The 16646-nt window shown below is 71.7% G+C and carries 14 protein-coding genes; 6 read left to right on the top strand and 8 right to left on the bottom strand.

Annotation, left to right across the window (positions count from 1 at the left end; translation table 11 throughout):
- Positions 1 to 40 precede the first annotated feature (40 nt).
- On the bottom strand, positions 41 to 1363 hold the full coding sequence (locus HL652_RS06900; RefSeq protein WP_171704646.1) for an SGNH/GDSL hydrolase family protein: 1323 nt from the start codon (positions 1361 to 1363) through the stop codon (positions 41 to 43).
- Positions 1364 to 1451: 88 nt separating this feature from the next.
- Positions 1452 to 1994, bottom strand: a complete 543-nt coding sequence (locus tag HL652_RS06905; RefSeq protein ID WP_171704647.1) for a putative immunity protein — start codon at positions 1992 to 1994, stop codon at positions 1452 to 1454.
- Positions 1995 to 2069: 75 nt separating this feature from the next.
- On the opposite strand from HL652_RS06905, the gene HL652_RS06910 reads away from it, so the two are divergent.
- From HL652_RS06910 to HL652_RS06920, 3 genes are read left to right on the top strand one after another with little or no spacing between them, the layout of a single operon-like run.
- On the top strand, positions 2070 to 2438 hold the full coding sequence (locus HL652_RS06910) for a cupin domain-containing protein (RefSeq protein WP_171704648.1): 369 nt from the start codon (positions 2070 to 2072) through the stop codon (positions 2436 to 2438).
- 58 nt (positions 2439 to 2496) lie between these two features.
- Positions 2497 to 4242, top strand: coding sequence for a sensor histidine kinase (locus HL652_RS06915; protein WP_171704649.1), 1746 nt, complete (start codon positions 2497 to 2499; stop codon positions 4240 to 4242).
- Positions 4230 to 4895 carry a response regulator transcription factor gene (locus HL652_RS06920; protein ID WP_171704650.1) on the top strand — a complete coding sequence of 222 codons (666 nt, stop codon included), beginning with the start codon at positions 4230 to 4232 and terminating at the stop codon, positions 4893 to 4895. Before HL652_RS06915 ends, HL652_RS06920 begins: the two co-directional genes overlap by 13 nt.
- Before the next feature lie 16 nt (positions 4896 to 4911).
- Here HL652_RS06920 and HL652_RS06925 read toward each other — a convergent pair whose 3' ends face one another.
- Genes HL652_RS06925 through HL652_RS06935 form a run of 3 tightly spaced genes read right to left on the bottom strand, consistent with a single transcriptional unit; the run spans position 4912 to position 9009 of the window.
- Positions 4912 to 6159 carry a serine hydrolase domain-containing protein gene (locus HL652_RS06925; protein WP_171704651.1) on the bottom strand — a complete coding sequence of 416 codons (1248 nt, stop codon included), beginning with the start codon at positions 6157 to 6159 and terminating at the stop codon, positions 4912 to 4914.
- Between the two features lie 31 nt (positions 6160 to 6190).
- Entirely contained in the window at positions 6191 to 7798 is a 1608-nt protein-coding gene (dacB, locus tag HL652_RS06930) for a D-alanyl-D-alanine carboxypeptidase/D-alanyl-D-alanine endopeptidase (RefSeq protein ID WP_216604033.1), read from the bottom strand.
- Positions 7795 to 9009: a serine hydrolase domain-containing protein gene (locus HL652_RS06935; protein WP_171704652.1), complete on the bottom strand. Its 1215-nt coding sequence runs from the start codon at positions 9007 to 9009 to the stop codon at positions 7795 to 7797. The genes dacB and HL652_RS06935 overlap by 4 nt, the downstream gene beginning before the upstream one ends.
- A gap of 224 nt (positions 9010 to 9233) precedes the next feature.
- Between HL652_RS06935 and HL652_RS06940 the strand changes: the two genes are divergently transcribed.
- From HL652_RS06940 to HL652_RS06950, 3 genes are read left to right on the top strand one after another with little or no spacing between them, the layout of a single operon-like run.
- Positions 9234 to 10181, top strand: a complete 948-nt coding sequence (locus HL652_RS06940) for a DUF4432 family protein (protein ID WP_171704653.1) — start codon at positions 9234 to 9236, stop codon at positions 10179 to 10181.
- Between the two features lie 41 nt (positions 10182 to 10222).
- Positions 10223 to 10993: a phosphatase PAP2 family protein gene (locus HL652_RS06945; RefSeq protein WP_171704654.1), complete on the top strand. Its 771-nt coding sequence runs from the start codon at positions 10223 to 10225 to the stop codon at positions 10991 to 10993.
- Positions 10994 to 11040: 47 nt separating this feature from the next.
- On the top strand, positions 11041 to 11850 hold the full coding sequence (locus tag HL652_RS06950; RefSeq protein ID WP_171704655.1) for a DUF1206 domain-containing protein: 810 nt from the start codon (positions 11041 to 11043) through the stop codon (positions 11848 to 11850).
- A gap of 7 nt (positions 11851 to 11857) precedes the next feature.
- Here the strand turns inward: HL652_RS06950 and HL652_RS06955 are convergent, their stop codons facing one another.
- From HL652_RS06955 to HL652_RS06965, 3 genes are all read right to left on the bottom strand, one after another.
- Positions 11858 to 13330 (bottom strand): cryptochrome/photolyase family protein, encoded by a 1473-nt coding sequence (locus tag HL652_RS06955; RefSeq protein ID WP_171704656.1) that lies wholly within the window; start codon positions 13328 to 13330, stop codon positions 11858 to 11860.
- A complete protein-coding gene (locus HL652_RS06960; protein ID WP_171704657.1) occupies positions 13327 to 14169 on the bottom strand; it encodes a M23 family metallopeptidase in 843 nt (280 codons plus the stop codon). Before HL652_RS06960 ends, HL652_RS06955 begins: the two co-directional genes overlap by 4 nt.
- A 779-nt stretch (positions 14170 to 14948) precedes the next feature.
- Complete coding sequence (locus HL652_RS06965; RefSeq protein WP_171704658.1) at positions 14949 to 16340, bottom strand: HNH endonuclease signature motif containing protein; 1392 nt, start codon at positions 16338 to 16340, stop codon at positions 14949 to 14951.
- Positions 16341 to 16646 lie beyond the last annotated feature (306 nt).

Consider the following 16646-nt stretch of genomic DNA (forward strand, 5'->3'; position numbering starts at 1 on the left):
GCTCAGATTAGCACTCGGGCGCGGAGAGTGCCAAGACCCTTCAGTGGCCGGAGCGACCCATCCGGCGGCGCGTGACGGCGACCAGAGCGAGGAGCAGTCCGCCGGCTGCGACGATGCCGACAGCGACGAGGCCGAGCGGGGCTGCCTCCGAGCCGGTGGCCGCGAGGCCGGGCTTGCCGGAGCCCGCGCCGTCACCGGGCGCCGGCACGGGCGTCGCGGTGCTGGTGGCCTCGGGAGCGGGGGTCGGGGTGGGCGTGGCGGTGGGCTCCGGGTCGCCGTCGCCGTCGCCGGCGAAGGCGTCGGAGACGGCCTGCGACACCTGCTCGGCGAGGAAGGCGACACCCGCGGTGTTCGGGTGCAGCGCCCCGAGGGTGACGAACAGCCCGGGGTCGGGGGTGGGGGTGCCGCCCGTGGTGTTGAGGGTGATGCCGTTGATGAACGCCTCACCGGCCGGCGCGCAGGCGGTGTTGCCCTGGGTGAGCGGCAGCGTCGAGATGTAGGTCGCGCCGTGGGCGGTGGCCGCGGCGCCGATCGCCGCGTCGAGCCGCGCCTCGGTGCCGTGGAGGTAGAAGGTGTCGGTCTCGGTGAACGGGAAGGCGTTCTCGGGGAACGGCGGCTCGAACGGGTTGCTGCCCGTGCCGAGGGGTGAGGAGTAGCATCCGGCCTCGGGGTAGTTGGCCAGGTCGGGCGTGATGGCGGGGTAGCCGATGACGAAGATCTTCGCATTCGGCGCCTTCTCCCTGATGAGCGCGAAGGTCTCGTCGAGGGCGGGTGCGACGGTGGTGTCGAGCTGGTACTTCAGCCGGTCGACCTCGATGCCGTCGACGACGGGGGCGTAGAACTCCTTGCAGTTGGCGAGATTCGCCCCGAGCACGTCGAGCACGAGCGGGCCGTTCGCGCTCTCGGCGATGCACGTCTGCGCCACCGTGGAGAAGCCGAGGTCGTTGCCGCCGATCGTCACCGTCACGACGTCGGTGTCGGCGCTGAGTGATGCCGACTGCACGGGTGCCGTTCCGGCCCCGGTGATGGTGGTCTGCTCGGTGTCGCGGATGTTCGCCGTCACCGCTCCACTGCAGGTGCGGTCGTCGAGGTCGAGACCGAGCGACTCGGCGACGAGGTGCGGGTAGTTCTGGTCGGCCTGGAAGCAGCCGGATGCGGGCAGCTCACTGTACGGCGTGAGGCCGAACCCTGCCGAGTACGAGTCGCCGAGGGCGACGTAGCTCTTGCCCGCGGTGCCCGAGTCGGCTGCCGCGCCCGCACCGGGCTCGGCGGGATCGGCGAACGCCGCGCCCGCGCCTCCCGCGAGAAGGAGGGAGGCGGTGACCGCCCCGATGACCATGACCCGTGCCCCGATGCGCTTCACCCTGACACTGTAGCCGCGCCACCGGCTGCCCGGGCATCCACCTTCTGGGGAGTGTTCCTCCGCCCCCATCCGTGTTACAACCGGCGCTTCACCCCGCGTGCAGCCGCGCCTGCAGGGCCTCGATGATCTCACCCAGCCTCCCCGACGACAGCAGTCCCGGCCCGAGCGGGCCCGCCGAGTCGTCACCCACCCGAGGGATGCTCGCCAGGGCCGCGCGGGCGGCGTCGGACGCCAACGCCAGCTGCGCCTCGATCTCGCGCGTGGCGGCGCCGGCGCCACCGGCCGCCCCCTCGTGCAGCTCGACGGCCCGCACCGCGTACGCGGCAGCCCCCAGGGCGTGCGCGCCCATGTGTGCGACGCCCGACGCCTGAGCCGCGGCCCGCGCTGCGGCCACGGCCGCGGGCGAGCTCGCCGACGTCGCCGCCCGCCCGGCCTCGAAGCGTCTGCGGATCTCACCCGCCGCATCCAGCTCCCCCCGCGCGAACGCGCGAGCCCTCGTGATGGCGTCGCGCGGCCGGCCGTCCTGCGGAGCCTCGGCCTCGAACAGCCCGAGCACGCGCTCGGCGCAGACGGCGGCCCACGCCGCCACCTCGCGCCGGTCGGCCTCGCTCAACGTCTGCGATGAGGTCATGTCCCCAGTCTTGCAGACGGGTTGCGTGGGCTCGCAGGCCACGCTGCCGCGGGGGCTGCGTGCCAGAATCGCAGCATGCAGCAGGAGCCCGTCACCCGCACCACCCTCGCCGACCACCGCCTGCCGAGCGGCACGGCCTTCGATCACGTCGAGGTGCGACGCATCACCCTAGCCCCCTCGGTTCAGCCCGGTGCCCACACCCACAGCGGCCCCGTCTTCGGGGTCATCGAGAGCGGCTCGGCCCATGTGCAGCTCGCCGGCGAGCCCGAGCGCGTGCTGCGCGCGGGCGACACCTTCTACGAGCCGGGCGACTCCACCATCCTGCGCTTCGACGCCACCGACGAGGGCGTCACCTTCCTTGGCTGGTTCCCGCTCCCGGCGGGCGCCGCTCCCGAGATCGCGATGGGCCACGCCGACACGGACGACCCGACGGCCACCGCGTAGACCCAGGTCTCTTGAGCGGAGAGCCGGGCGCGCCCTAGGCTCGCGCCGAGGGGGCGGGATGACGCAGGCGGCACGCGAGGCGGTACCGTCGTCGCGCCTGCGCCGCGGGCGCCTCGGCCCGTCGCGCGGTGCACTCGTGCTGCTCGGCGTCTTCGCGCTCCTGCTCGCGGGGGTGGAACTCTCCGTGGGGGCGACCGTGCCGGTTCCGTCGTGGATCCCGCTCGCCTTCACCGGCGTGTTCGTCGTCTGGGCAGCCGCGGGCATCATGGCGTGGTGGCGCCGCCCGACGAACGGCACGGGCGGGCTGCTGCTCGTCGGCGCGGTGTTCCTCTTCGTGAACGGCGCCGGCAACCTCGGGCTGCCCGGGCTGGTGGAGCTCGGCGCCGTCTTCGCCACCTCCATCCTCGCCATCACGGTGCACCTGCTGCACGCCTTCCCGAGCGGCAGGCTCCGCGGCGCGTTCTCGGTGACCACGGTGGCCGTCGGCTACGGCGTCGCGTTCGTGCTGCAGGCGCCGCTCTACCTTCTCCCGTCAGCGCCCTCCACCTGGCGTACGGTCGCCGAGGCGACGCAGAGCGCGATCGGTCTCGCGGTGATGGTGGCGACCGTCGTCATCCTGGTGCGGCGCCTCCGCTCCGCCGACCCGAAGAACCTCCGCGTGCTGCTGCCGCTCTATCTCTACGGCAGCCTCGCCGTGCTCGCCATCCCCGTCTCGGCGAGCGTCATCGGCCTCCTCGGCGGCGACCTCGCGGTCGTCGGTGGCGTGCAGCTGGTCGTGCTGGCGGGCATCCCGGTCGCCTTCCTCGCGGGGGTGCTGTTCGGCGGCTACACGCACACGGTCGAAGCGGATGCGCTGAGCGCCTGGCTGGGCGTGGCCACGCCCGCGAGAACGGCGGTGGGCCCGGCGCTCGCCCGAGCCCTCGGCGACGACTCGCTCCGGGTCGCCTACTGGTCGGAGGAGCGCGGCGAGTTCCTCGACGAACGGGGAGCTCCCGCCGACGCCCGCGACCGGCGAGCGCCCCGGCAGTGGGAGGAGGTGCGCGTGGAGTCGCGGCTGGTCGGCGCCATCAGCTACGACGGGCGCATGATCGCCGACCCCGAGGCCGTGCGGCGCGCGGCGCAGGTGTTCGCCATCGCGCTCGACCGGGAACGCCTCACCGCAGCCCTGATGGCGAGCAACGAGGCCCTGCTCCGCTCGCGGCTCCGCCTGGTGGAGACCGCCGACCGCGAGCGGGCCCGCATCGCCCGCGACCTCCACGACGGACTGCAGGTGCAGCTCGTGCTGCTCGCCCTCGAGGCGCAGCAGATCGCGAACTCCGACGACGCCCACCCCTCCACCGCCGAGGCGGCCACCGAGCTGCGGCGCCGCATCGACGACGCCGCCGCGCAGCTGCGGCTCCTCGTGCACGCGGTGCTGCCCTCGGCCCTGGTCGAGCGCGGGCTGACCGCAGCGACGGAGGACCTCGTCGACCGGCTCGCCATGCCCGCCACCCTCACGAGCGACGTCGACGACCGCGACCTCGACCCGGCCATCGCCCACTCGGCGTACTTCATCGTGGCCGAGGCGCTCAGCAACGCCGTCAAGCACTCCGGGGCGCGGTCGGTGTCGGTCGAGCTGCGCCGCGGGAGCGGCGAGCTGCGGGTGCGGGTGACCGACGACGGCGGTGGAGGCGCCCGCCTCGAGGACGGAACCGGTCTCAAGGGCCTCGCCGACCGGGTCGACGCCCTGGGCGGTTCGTTCGAGCTGATCTCCCCGGAGGGCGGGGGCACTGAGGTGAAGGTGGAGCTGCCATGCGGGTCGTGATCGGCGAAGACGAGGTGCTGCTGCGCGAGGGGCTGGTGCACCTGCTGCAGCGCGACGGCATCGACGTGGTGGCCGCCGTAGGCACGGCCGCCGAGCTCGAGGCCGAGGTCGCCCGCGTGCTGCCCGACCTCGTGGTCACCGACATCCGGATGCCGCCGAGCCACACCGACGAGGGCCTGCTCGCGGCCTTGCGCATCCGTCAGACCCACCCGGGCGTCGCGGTCGTCGTGCTCTCGCAGTACGTGCAGAGGAGGTACGCGACCGAGTTGCTCGAGCACCGCGAGGGCGGCGTCGGCTACCTGCTCAAGCAGCGCATCGCCGACGTGCACACCTTCACCGCCGACCTCCGCCGGGTGCAGCAGGGCGGCACCGCTCTCGACCCCGACGTCGTCGCCGTGCTCGTCTCGCGCGCGAGCCGGGCCGGAGACGACGCGGTCGCCGGTCTCACCCCGCGCCAGCTCGAGGTGCTCGGGCTCATGGCCGAGGGGCGCAGCAACGCGCACATCGCCGCGCGGCTCGGCACCTCCGAGAAGGCGGTGGTGCAGCACACCTCCCGCATCTACGACGCCTTCGGCCTTCCGGTCGCCGCCGACGACCATCGCCGGGTGCTGGCGGTCATCCGCTACCTCGCCGCGGCGGGCGGGGCGTACTGATAGGACCGCTCACCCGTCAGTACAGGCTGCGGATGAGCGCCTGCGCGATCGTGGCTGCCGGGCCCCTGCCGTCGGCGGCCGGCGCCAGGTTCGCCCACACCACGAGGGTGACGTCGTCGACCGGGTCGTAGGCCATGAACGAGTTGAACCCGGGGAGTTCGCCGGTGTGCCCGTAGAACGAGCCGACCTTCGCGATGTTCCAGCCGTAGGCGGCCGAAGCCGGGTCGTCGGGGTCGGTGGGCATCGCGCTGTCGAGCCGCTGCTGCTGCAGCTCGGGGTCGAGCAGCCCGCCGGTCTTGCCGCCGAGCGCCTCCGCCCAGTCGGCGAGGTCGGTGGCGGTCGAGATGCCGGCGCCGGCGGCCCACGCCCAGGAGGGGTTGTCGAGCGTGCCGTCGCTCGGCGCGAAGCTGCCGTCTTCGGCCCCGGCGAGCAGGTCGGGCGGGAGCTTCGACGACCCGAGGGTGCCCACGTTCGTCCACCAGTAGTACCCGTCGGAGTAGGGCGCGGGAAGGCTGCTGTCGGCGAGCTCGGGGAACGAGGTGTCGTCGAGCCCGAGCGGTGTGAACAGGCGGTCTTCGAAGATCTGCCCGAGCGGCTTGCCGTCGAGCTGCTCGGCGATCAGTCCGAGCAGCACGGTGTTGGTGTTCGAGTAGTGGAAGGCGGTGCCCGGCTCGAAGTCGGGCGGCAGGGCGAGCCCCATGGCCACGAGCTCCTCCGGCTGCCACACGCGCTGCGGGTCGGCGTCGAGCGCGGCGTTGAGCTCGTAGGTCTCGGTGTAGTTGGCGAGACCGCTGCGCATCATGAGCAGCTCTTCGATGGTGATGTTCTCGCCGTTCGGCACGTCGGGCCGGTACATCGACACCGGGTCGTCGAGCGCGATCGTGCCCTCCTGCATCAGTTGCAGGATGACGGTTCCCGTCCAGGTCTTGGTGTTCGAGCCGACACGGATGTGGTCGTCGACCGACACCGGGGTCGACCCGCCCGGGCTCGTCACGCCGTAGGTGGCGGTGAACTCGCCGGCGGGGGAGCGCAGCAGCATCACGGCGCCGGGCTGGCCGAGTTCAGCCGCCGTCTTCTCGAACAGGGCGGTCAGCGCTTCCTCGTCGATCGGCCCCATGGTCGGCGCGGCCGCCGACGCGTCGGAGGGGCTGCTCGAGGCGTTCGGGGTCGGCGCCGCCGTCGGCTGAGCCGTGCAGGCCGTCAGGCTGAGTGCGGCGAGCAGTACCGAGCCCGCCGCGATGGTTCTGGTGAGCGGTGCGCGCATCCGTCGTCTCCTGTCCTGGCCGGTACGGCTGCTAGTACGCCTGCTGAATGGCCGCGGCGACCGCCCCGACGTCGTCGTTGGCCTCGAACACGCCGTCGATGCCGTCGTAGAAGCCCTGGTTCACGATGATCGTGAACGCGAGCTCGCGGCCGCTCTCGGCGTCCATCACGCCGCCGAGCGTCTTGGTGGTCAGCTGCACCCGGCCGTTGAAGGCGTCGCCGCCCGCGAGGGTGCCGGTCTTGGCGAACACCTTGCCGGCCGCGGGGCTGTCGGTCTGCACGTCGGCGAGCGATCCGTCGACGCCCAGCACGGGCATCACGGCCTTCCAGGCCTCGGCGTCGGGCCGCTCGGCCATGAGGGTCTGGATCTGCACGGCGTTCGCCGGGGTGATGTAGTTGCCCTCGAGCCCCGAGCCGTCGATGAGCGAGGCGCCGAGGGTGTCGAGACCCTCGTCGGCCCAGATCTGCCCGGCGATCGCCATGCCGTCGTTGCAGTCGGTCGACCCGGCGTCGGCGGCGAGGCGGCAGATGAGCGTCTGCGCCCCGCGGTTGTAGCTGATCTTCATGACGTAGGTGACCTCCTCCGAGAGCGGGAGCGACGTGAGCTCCGCCACCGACGGGAGGGAGGAGACCGTGTCGGAGGCCGGCAGTGCGCCCTCAGGGTTCGTGGCGACGGGGTCGGCGGTGACGCTCACCCCGGCTCGGCCGAGTGCCTCGATGAACGCGGTGCGGGCGAAGGTGGCGGGGTCGTCGAACTCGAACACCTTGAGCACCGGGTCGCCCTCGGCGACGGTTCCCGAGACGACGATGGTGTTCGGGTCGTCGGGGGAGGCGGCCGGCGCGGCGATGCGCGCGGGCTCGCCCTCGGCGACGGTCTGCACCTGGAGGTCGAGCTTCCAGGGCGCCACGGCGGGGGTGAGTGCCGCGGTCGCCGGCTCGCCGACGGCGCCCGGGGTGATGAGGATGTCGAGGAGGTTCTGGTTCACGACGATCGGGGTCACCGGCTTGCCCGCCAGCTCTCCCTCGAACAGCCTGTCGTCGACCACGACGTCGCCGTTCACCGCGGTGATGCCCGACGCCCGCACCTGCCGGGCGAGGTTGTCGAGCCCGGCGAGCGGGTCTTCGGTGGTGAGCGTCGCGCCCGGCAGCGGGTTCGCGTCGTTGTGGTCGAGGTTCGTGAAGTCGACGGTGCCGTCGGCCTTGGTGCGGCCGCCCAGCGTGAGGTCGCCCGCGCCGACCAGCACGAGATCGCCGACGAGGGTGCCGTCGGTGACGGTTCCCGACTGCTTCACCGGTGTCGTGACGGTGTGGTCGGGCCCCCACTTCACCCACGCCGCGCCCGCGCTGTAGGTCTTCACGAAGGAGCCGGGCTGCGCCATCTTGTCCCCGTCGAGGTCGAGGAGCGTCTCACCCGTCTCGAGGTCACTCACCGAGATGAGCCAGCGGCCGTTCGCGTACTGCGGCTGGTTCATCACCTCGCGTGCCGCATCCGGAAGCCCGGGAAGGGCGTAGCCGCCCGTCGCACCGGGTGTGGGGCTCGGGGCCGGCGCCCCCGTGCAACCTGCCAGCAGCGCGCCCGTCGCGGCGAGGGCCGCCGCCGTGAGCAGGGCCGCGCGGCCGCGCGCCCTCACCCGGCTCACTGGGCGGCCTCGGTCGTCAGCACCTCGGCCAGCGCCCGGAAGGCAGCGTCGGCGGGGTGCGCGTCGGGAAGATTCGACTCGTTCATGTAGACCACGATGCTGGCGCCCGACACCGGGTCGTGGAACGTCGCCGCCGTGAAGCCGACACCCTCGCCGTTGTGGCCGAGCCAGCCGTTCGTCTGACCCATGCCGACGCCGTAGAGGTCGTAAGGAGGCCGCGGTATCTCGTGCCCGATCTCGCGCAGGGCCTGGGTCTCGGGTTTCAGCAGGGCACCCGAGCCGAGCGTGTCGGCCCAGACCCGGCCGTCGTCGAGGGTGGAGAACAGCGAGCCCGCGGGCCCGAGGATGGACGGGTTCTCCTGCTGTGGCTCCAGCGCGCCGTCGGCCTCGACGTACCCGGTCGGATGCGGGCCCGTCCAGTCGGCGACGTCGGTGAGGTACCGGGTGCCGCTCTGCCCCAGGGGGTCGAGGATGCGCTCCTGAAGCGCCTCGGCGTACGGCATGCCGGTGACCTTCTCGACCACGGCGCCCAGCAGGTTCGTGTTGGCATTGGTGTAGAGGTACTCGGTGCCGGGCTCGAACTGTGCGGGCTGGTCGATGACGAAGGCGTTGAGCTCGTCGAGCGTGTACACCTTGGTGGGGTCGACACTGAAGTCGTCGAGGAAGGCCTGGCCGACGTAGTCGGCGGCGCCGCTCGACATGTTCGCCAGCTCGAGCAGGGTGATGCGGTCGCCGTTCGTGATGCCGTCGACGTACCGGTCGATCGTGTCGTCGAGCGACAGCTTCCCCTCGTCGGCGAGCTGCAGGATGAGCGACACCGTGTACGACTTCGTCACGCTGCGGATGGGCCAGCTCATCTCGGTGGTGACGGGCACGTTCTGCTCCACGTCGGCGAGGCCGACCGCGGTGGTCCACGAGCCCTCGCCCGGCACCCAGACGCCGGCGGCGGCACCCGGCACGTCGTACTCGGCCATCACGCCCTCCACGGCCTTCTGCAGGCTGCTCTGCAGCGCCGCCGGCAGCTCACCCTCGGGGGCGGCCGGGCGGGTGAGCGTCGGCCGGGCCGCCTCGCCGGAATCGCCGACGGCGGTTGGGGACGAGCTCGAGGGGGCGGCGCCGCTGGTGCAGCCCGCGAGCAGGAACGCCGCCGACGCCACGAGGGCGACGACGACGGATGGTCGTGGTGCGAAGTGCGGCGGGCGGTTCGGCATCGTTCCTCATTCCCTGCGACCCTGCGGATTCCCTGCGGGCCGTCGTGCGACCGGATCCGGGCACGCCGGAACGCGCCTCGGTCACCAGGGTGACGGAGGGACGCGCGCGGGTGCAATAGACCTGGGTCCCCACCCGCTTGGGCCCAGCCGTTCGGGCGGCCGCGCGCATCCGCTAGCGTGGGCGGGTCGGCGATCGGCGCCGCGGGTTCGAAGGGGAGCAGGTCATGACCGATGTCCGCCGCGAGACGGAGGCGCGACTCGGTGCCGTGGAGCGCAGCTGGGGCCCGCGTTCGCTGCGGGCCGAGGGTGGGGCGGGCGACGGCCGGCGCCAGATCGACCTGCGCGGTCTCGGCGAGCTCGCCGTCACGGTCGAGCCCGACCAGTTCCTCGACCTCGGCGAGACCTTCTGGCGCGGGGAGGCGGTGTCGTTCACACCGCCCTCGACGGGGGCGCGCGCCGAGAGCTGGGGTCGGCGCTGGCTCGGCGGGCTGCTCACGACCTGCGGCCTCACCGCCGTCGGCCGTGCCGAGCCGGCGGAGGGCGGCATGCACGGCCGCGCCCACCTCGTACCCGCGCTGGTCACGCGATCGGAGGGTCGCTGGAACGGCGACGCGTACGAGCTCGAGGTGACCGGGCTGATGCGCGAGGGGGCGATCTTCGAGCAGAACCTCGTCGTGACGAGGTCGATCACGGCCCGGCACGGCGAGAGCCGCGTGCGGGTGAGTGACGTCGTACGCAACGACGGCTTCGCGGAGGTGCCGCTCAAGCTGCTGTACCACATCAACCTCGGCTGGCCGCTGGTCGACGAGGGCTCGCGCGTGAGCGCCACCACCGCCCCCGCTTGGGAGGCCGAGCTCACCGCTCCCGTCCCGCTCGAACCCGAGAAGGTCGACGCCCTCGTCGCCGACGCGGGCGACGACGGCTACGCCACCGCGACCCTCGATGCGCCGGGCACCCGCGTCACCGTGCGCTATCGCACGGCCGAGCTGCCGTTCCTCACCGTCTGGCGCAGCGCCGCATCCGGAAGCTACGCCCTCGGCATCGAACCCGGCACCTGCTGGCCGAGCCACGCCGACGGCCCCGGCAGCGGCAAGACGGGGCGGATGCTCGCCCCGGGCGAGGAGATCACCACCGATCTCGAGATCGTCTTCGAGGCGCATCCTCCCGCCTGAAACCTCAATCGCTGCTGAGCGAATCGTGGTAGGCAGAGGAGATGACAGCGATCCGCGGCGGCCGCCTCTCGGCCTGGCACGAGAAGTTCGTGGTCGAGGAGCGCTACGTCGAGGCGAACGACCGGCGCCGGCTGTACGTCACGGCAGCGGTACTCGTCGTCGTCGGGCTCGCCGCCTTCGTCACCATCCTCGTCGGAGTGCTCACCCACACCGGGTTCGAGCGGTTCGACCAGCCCGTGGAGGCCTGGTTCGAAGCGCAGGTGCGCCCCGACACCACAGCCGCGATGATCGTGCTCGCGATCGTCTTCGGGCCGGTGGCGCTCCCCATCATCATCGCCGTCGTGCTCGTCATCTGGATCATCGCCGCGCGCCACCTCTGGCGCCCGCTGCTCCTCGCCGGGGGCATGGTGACCGGTGTCGTCATCGCCCAGGTGCTCGCCCCGATCGTGCAGCACCCGCGCCCGCCCATCGGCGACATGCTGTTCGGGCCCGACCACTCCTTCTCCTTCCCGTCGGGGCACGTGCTCGGCACCTCCGACTTCCTGCTCATCACCGCCTATCTCTTGGCCAGCCGGCTGCAGCGCAGCTGGTTCACCGTCGCCGCCTTCTCGATCGCCATCGTCGGCATCGGCGTGCAGGTCTTCAGCCGGCTCTACCTCGGCTACCACTGGATCAGCGACACCACAGCATCCATCGCCATCTCCCTGGTCATCGTCGGCAGCATCATCGCCATCGACACCGCCCGCACGGTGAGGGTGCCGGGCGAGGCCGTCACCGGCCCCGCCTCGCAGCCGCAACGCGACGGCACCTGACCCGTCCCAGCCCGCCCCCTCAACCCGATCGAATCGAGAGGCACACCATGTCGACCAGAGCAACCGCAGGCCGCGCCGTGCAGAGCGCAGCGAACAGCAAGGGTCTCGAGATCCTGGCCCGGGTCGGGTTCGGTGCCAGCGCCCTCGTGCACATCCTGCTCGGCTACCTCGCCATCCGCGTCGCGACGAACGGCGGGGGAGAGAGCGACCAGTCGGGAGCGATGGCCGAGATCACCAAGCTCCCCGGCGGCACCATCCTCATCTGGGTCGTGACCATCGGGCTGTTCGCGCTGGCGCTGTGGCTCGTCGTCGAAGCCATCACGGGCATCGGCTCCTCCTCCGACAAACGGTGGGTGCGCAGCCTCATCCCGGCCGGGAAGGCGGTGGCGTACGCCGCGGTGGGCGTCACCGCGCTCACCTTCGCGATGGGGCAGTCGACCAGCAACGCCGAGTCGACGCAGCAGACCAGCGCGAGCGTCCTGCAGATGCCGGGCGGCCCGATCCTGCTCGGGGTAGTGGGCGTCGCGGTCATCGGCATCGGCGGCTACTTCGTGTTCAAGGGCGTGACGAAGAAGTTCGAGGAAGACCTCACCATGCCCTCGGGCACCGTGGGTCGCGTGGTGCGCGTGATGGGTGTGGTCGGCTACGTGGCGAAGGGCATTGCGGTGGGAGTCATGGGCATCCTGTTCGTGGTCGCCGCGGTGAAGGTCGACCCGGGCAACGCGACCGGTCTCGACGGGGCGCTCAAGGCGCTCGTGCAGCTGCCGTTCGGTGTCGTCGTGCTGGTGGCGGTGGGTGTCGGGCTCATCGCCTACGGCCTCTACACCATCGTGCGGGCCCGCTTCGCGCGACTCTGAGTCGACGTCACCAGCGCTCGCGGTGCCGCTCCTGGTCGACCACGGCCTCGCGATCGGCGAGTCTGCGGAGGCCGGCGAGCGGCTGCGCCATGCGATGGTTGCCCCGGATGCGCGGCTCCACCCGGTCGAGGAACGCCCAGTACCCGGCGGTGAAGGGGCAGGCGTTCTCGCCGAGGCGCACCTTGGGGTTGAACGCGCATCCGGAGCAGTAGTCCGACATGCGGTCGATGTAGGCGCCGCCTGCCGCGTAGGGCTTCGTGGCCACGACGCCCCCGTCGGCGTGCTGCGACATGCCGATGACGTTCGCGGGCATCACCCAGGGGGTGCCGTCGACGAACATGTCGACGAACCAGTCGTTCAGGGCCACCGGGTCGTAGCCGTGCTGCAGCGCCCAGTTGCCGAGCACCATGAGGCGCTGGATGTGGTGCGCCCAGCCGTGCCGACGCATGCCGTCGAGTGTCTCGCGCAGGCAGTTCGACTCGACGAGGGCCGGGTCGAGCTCGCGGAACGCGGGAGGGAGAGGGGTGTGGGCGCCGAGCGCGTTGGTGCCCGTGCGGTAGCCCTCGCCGAGGTGCCAGTAGAGGTGCCAGACGTAGTCGCGCCACCCGATGATCTGGCGGGTGAAGCCCTCCACGCCCGCGAGCGGGGCGCGGCCGGCGTCGTACTCGGCGACCGCCGCGTCGACGACCTCGAGCGGGTCGAGGAGGCCGAGGTTGAGGGGAGCGCTGAGCAGGGAGTGCGCCATCGTCCAGTCGCCTCCGAGCATGGCGTCTTCGAAGGTGCCGAAGTCGCCGAGGCGCGACTCGAGGAAGTCGGCGAGGGCGTGCTCGGCCTCGGCGCGGGTGGCGGCGAAACGCCGCGGGCCGTCGTCGCCGACGAGGGTCACGTGGCCGTCGCGCTGCCAGCGGTCGAGGTCGGCGCGCACCTCGTCGTCGATGTCGTCTTCGCGCGGCCACCAGGGTTCGGGAAGGCCGAGCCGGGCGGCGCCTCTCGGGGGCGGGTTGCGGTTGTCGGCGTCGTAGTTCCAGCGGCCGCCCTCGGGCTGGTCGCCGCGCATGAGGATGCCGGTGCGCTCGCGCGCCGTGCGGTAAAAGTCTTCGAGCAGCAGCCGCTTACCGCCGCTCGTCGCCCTCTCGGCCCAGGCGGCGAAGTCGGTCTCGGAGGTGACGAAGCCGCGGCTCGGCAGCACCTCGATGCCGCGTCGACGCACGAAGCGGCGGGCCGCCCACGAGGTGGGATCGATCACCTCGAGGTCGTCGCGGCCGTCGACCACCTCGGCGTAGCGCTGCACCTGGTGGAACTCGACCCGGTCGCCGAGCTCGCGCGCACGGTGGCGGAGAGCCGAGAGGATGAGGTGCGCCTTCGCCCGGTGCATCGGCCGGCGCCCGAACACCGACCGCGCCTCGATGATGAGCATCCGCCCGCCGTCGTCGAACGCCGGGCCCAGCTGCCCGGCGAACAGCCATCTGGTACGGGTCATGGTCGCTCCTGGAGGTGGTCGCCGTTGGCCGGGATGCCGCCGGGTTCAAAGGTGAACGGCAGCCCGACCGCCGACTGCGGGTCGGCCTCGTCTTGCCGCTGCACGTGCAGATGCGGTTCGGTCGAGTTGCCGCTGTTGCCGCACTCGGCGAGCTCGTCGCCCGCGTGTACCTCGGCTCCCACCGGCACCCGGATGCTGTGCCTGCGCAGGTGGGCCAGCACGACATGCGTGCCGTCGGCGAGTCGCAGCACCAGGTGGTTGCCCAGCATGCCGCGGAGGCCACGCGCCTCCCGCACCGCAGACTCGGCGAAGAACCAGAGTAGGGCGGGCCACGACGACCTGCTGCGGTGGTCGCGGCAGCCGTCGACCGCGCGCACCACGACGGCGTCGGCGGGGGCGAGCACGGGCTGCCCGAAAGCGGGGAAGCGCGACGGGTCGAGGAAGGAGCCGCCCGCCGACCCGAACTCGGGCTTCTCGACCCCCTCGGGTGTGTACAGCAGGTCGACCGCGTAGCTCTGCCCGTAGGCGTGCGTGCCATGGCTCGGCACCCCGCTCGACGGCGAGTTCAGTGCCCGCCACCGGCCCCGCACCGGTGCCGCGAGAGCCAGGGGTGTGCCGCCGGCAGCGGGTGCCGCGATCGAGAGCAGCACGGTCACCACCGCGAGTCCGACCCCCACCGCCACCAGCACGGCTCCGGCCGACCCGGTCTCCGGGCCCACCAGCCCTACGAGCACGAGCACCACGCCAACCGCGATGGTGGTGAGGCCCGCGTACTGCACCACGGGCCGTACCCGCGCGATCGCGCGCGTCGTACCCGACACCGCGCCGCCCTGGGCCATCGCCGTACCCCCTTCGCGATCGACGCTACCCAGCCACCGCAGCATCCGCTCGTCATCCGCACCCGTGTGCCCGGCGAGCGGTGGTCGCCACTCGGGCCGGATTGAGCTGCTGGAGGTCGTGCTGAAGCGCCGGTGGCACGGCTGGGAGGCGGGCGGTGGCGTCAGGGTGCAAAGCCAGTTGGGCGGCTGCGGGGCGGGACACCCGCCTGGGTGTGTCGCGTCCTGTGTCCCGAGGTGGTCTGGTTGCCACTTGGGCCGGGCTGAGCCGCCGCAGATCGAGCTGAAACGCCGGTGGCACGGCTGGGAGGCGGGCGGTGGCGTCAGGGTGCGAAGTCAGTTGGGCGGCTGCACGGTGGGTCACCGGCCTGGGTGTGTCTCGTCCTGTGTTCCGTGGTGGTCAGGTGGGTGTCGTGCTGGTCGTGGTAGGTGGGCGGTGGTGGCCACTCGGGCCGGGCGGAGCCGCCGCAGGTCGAGCTGAAGCGCGGCCGTGCGGTTGGGTGGCGGGCGGTGCGGCTGGGTGGCGGGCGGTGCGGTTGGGGGGCGTCGGTGCGCGAGCTCAGTTCAGGCGGCTTGATGATGGGTGGTCTACCCGGGTGCGACTCGCTCCGTGTCCCGTGGTGGTCTGATGGCGGGGCCGTGTTGGTCGTGTTCGGTGTGCGCCGTCGTGGCGACAGTCGCCATCGGGTGCCCGCGGGTTGGCCGCGATGGTGATGGTTGGGGGCGGTGCCGGCTTGGGTCCTGGGCACGCCGTAGGGGCAGACGCCACCCTTGGGTCGCGTTCAGGCGGCGTGGTGTTGTGGGCCGGTGGTGCGTCGGCGGGTGGTGGGTATGGGGGTTTGGGTGATGTCGACCCAGCGGGGCGGCACGATGTGCGGGACGCCTTCGCGCATGATCAGTTTCCACGCTGACTTGTGGAGGTGGGAGTGGTGGAAGTGGCAGAGGAGGACGCCGTTGTCGATGTCTGTGCGGCCTGGTGGGTGGTCGTCTGCGACCCATTCGTCTGCATGGTGGGTTTCGCAGTAGGAGGGTGGGCGGTCGCAGTCTGGCCAGACACACCCGCCGTCCCTGGCGGCCAGTGCCCGGTTCTGGGCGGGGGTGAAGAGCCGCTTCGTCTTGCCGTGGTGAAGAATCTCGCCGCGGTCGCCGAAGACGGTGGCGGCGAGCGGGGAGTGGCAACGCAGCTGCGCGACGGTGGAGGCCGGGATGGGTTCGTCGATGCCGTCGATCCAGCCGACACCACGCCCGGTTTGGAGGTCGTCGAGGGTGATGTGGACGTTGACGGTGCTGGTGGCGCCGTTGATGCGGGGCATGCCGGGGGAGCCGGCGGCGCGGGCGAGGAGTTCGGTGATGGTGTCAGCGTTCTTCTGCACCTGCGTACGCGTGTCAGCGGTCGCGAACTGGGCCATCGCCTCATCTTCACCCAGGAACCGCGGGCCGTTTCCGACGCGGGGGCTCTGCATTGCTTGGATGCTTGCCAGCCACACGCCGCCCTGCTCGGGGGTGAGGGCAAACTTTCCCCGAATCATGCCGTCGCTGGCTTGGGCGATGGTGAGTGACCGCTGTTGCTGGTGGAGTTCGTCGCGGGGTTCGGCTCCGTCGGGGTCGAGCAGCTCCCGCAGGTGGATGGCGAGCTTCGCCGTCTGATCAGCCGACAGGCCCCGCGTGAGGGTCTCGTCGACGAGCGTCTGCTCGGCACTGGCGACAACATCGGGCGCACATCCGCGCACAACAAGGTCGGAGCATTGCCGCACGATGACGGAGGCGGCCTCGACTCCGAGCCTGCCCTCATCGACCGCCTGGTCGACGGCCGGGAATGGCGCTGGCCCTTCGCTGCCGCCGAGGAGCATGGCCCCGCGCATCCGTCTCCCGAGTTCAAGCCGCGCCTTGCTCTCCCGCGCTGACACACCCGTGACACTCGTGACGAGCTTGACGGGGCTGGTGAAGTTCTGCGACCGGCTCAACCCCTCGTCTCCGAGTTCGCTCCGCGACCGCACCGCCACCTCGCCGGCAACCCGAACCTGCCCCGCCGACACAGCCCGCCCCACAGCCTCAACCGCGGCCATCACCTCGAGGAGATCGTTGTCGGATAGCCCACCCAGCCCTTCACTGATTTCGCCCATCACGGCGCGGAGATCGTCTGTGATCTCGCTGAGCCGGTGGGTGATCTCCATGCTGAGATTCTATCAGAATCCGCTGATGAAAGCTCGTTTTAGTTTCCAGTTCTCCCACCCTCCGTTGGCAAGCGCGAAGCGCGCGGCAGCCCTACGTAAGCTGCCGCGCGCTCCGCGCTTGCCAACGATGACCGCAGCAGGCGAGGGCGGATCGGGTTGCGATTGCGAAGGGGACCAGGTGATGAGGAAGAGGAATGAGGACACGGTTGCGACACGCCGGCGTGGGTGTGCGCCGGGCGTTTAGACTTGATCCCCAAGCCGCGACAGCCCGGAGAATCAGTGCCCTCGAACGACTCCTTCGTACAC

Origin of the sequence: Herbiconiux sp. SALV-R1 (assembly GCF_013113715.1) — a bacterium.
Lineage (GTDB): Bacteria > Actinomycetota > Actinomycetes > Actinomycetales > Microbacteriaceae > Herbiconiux.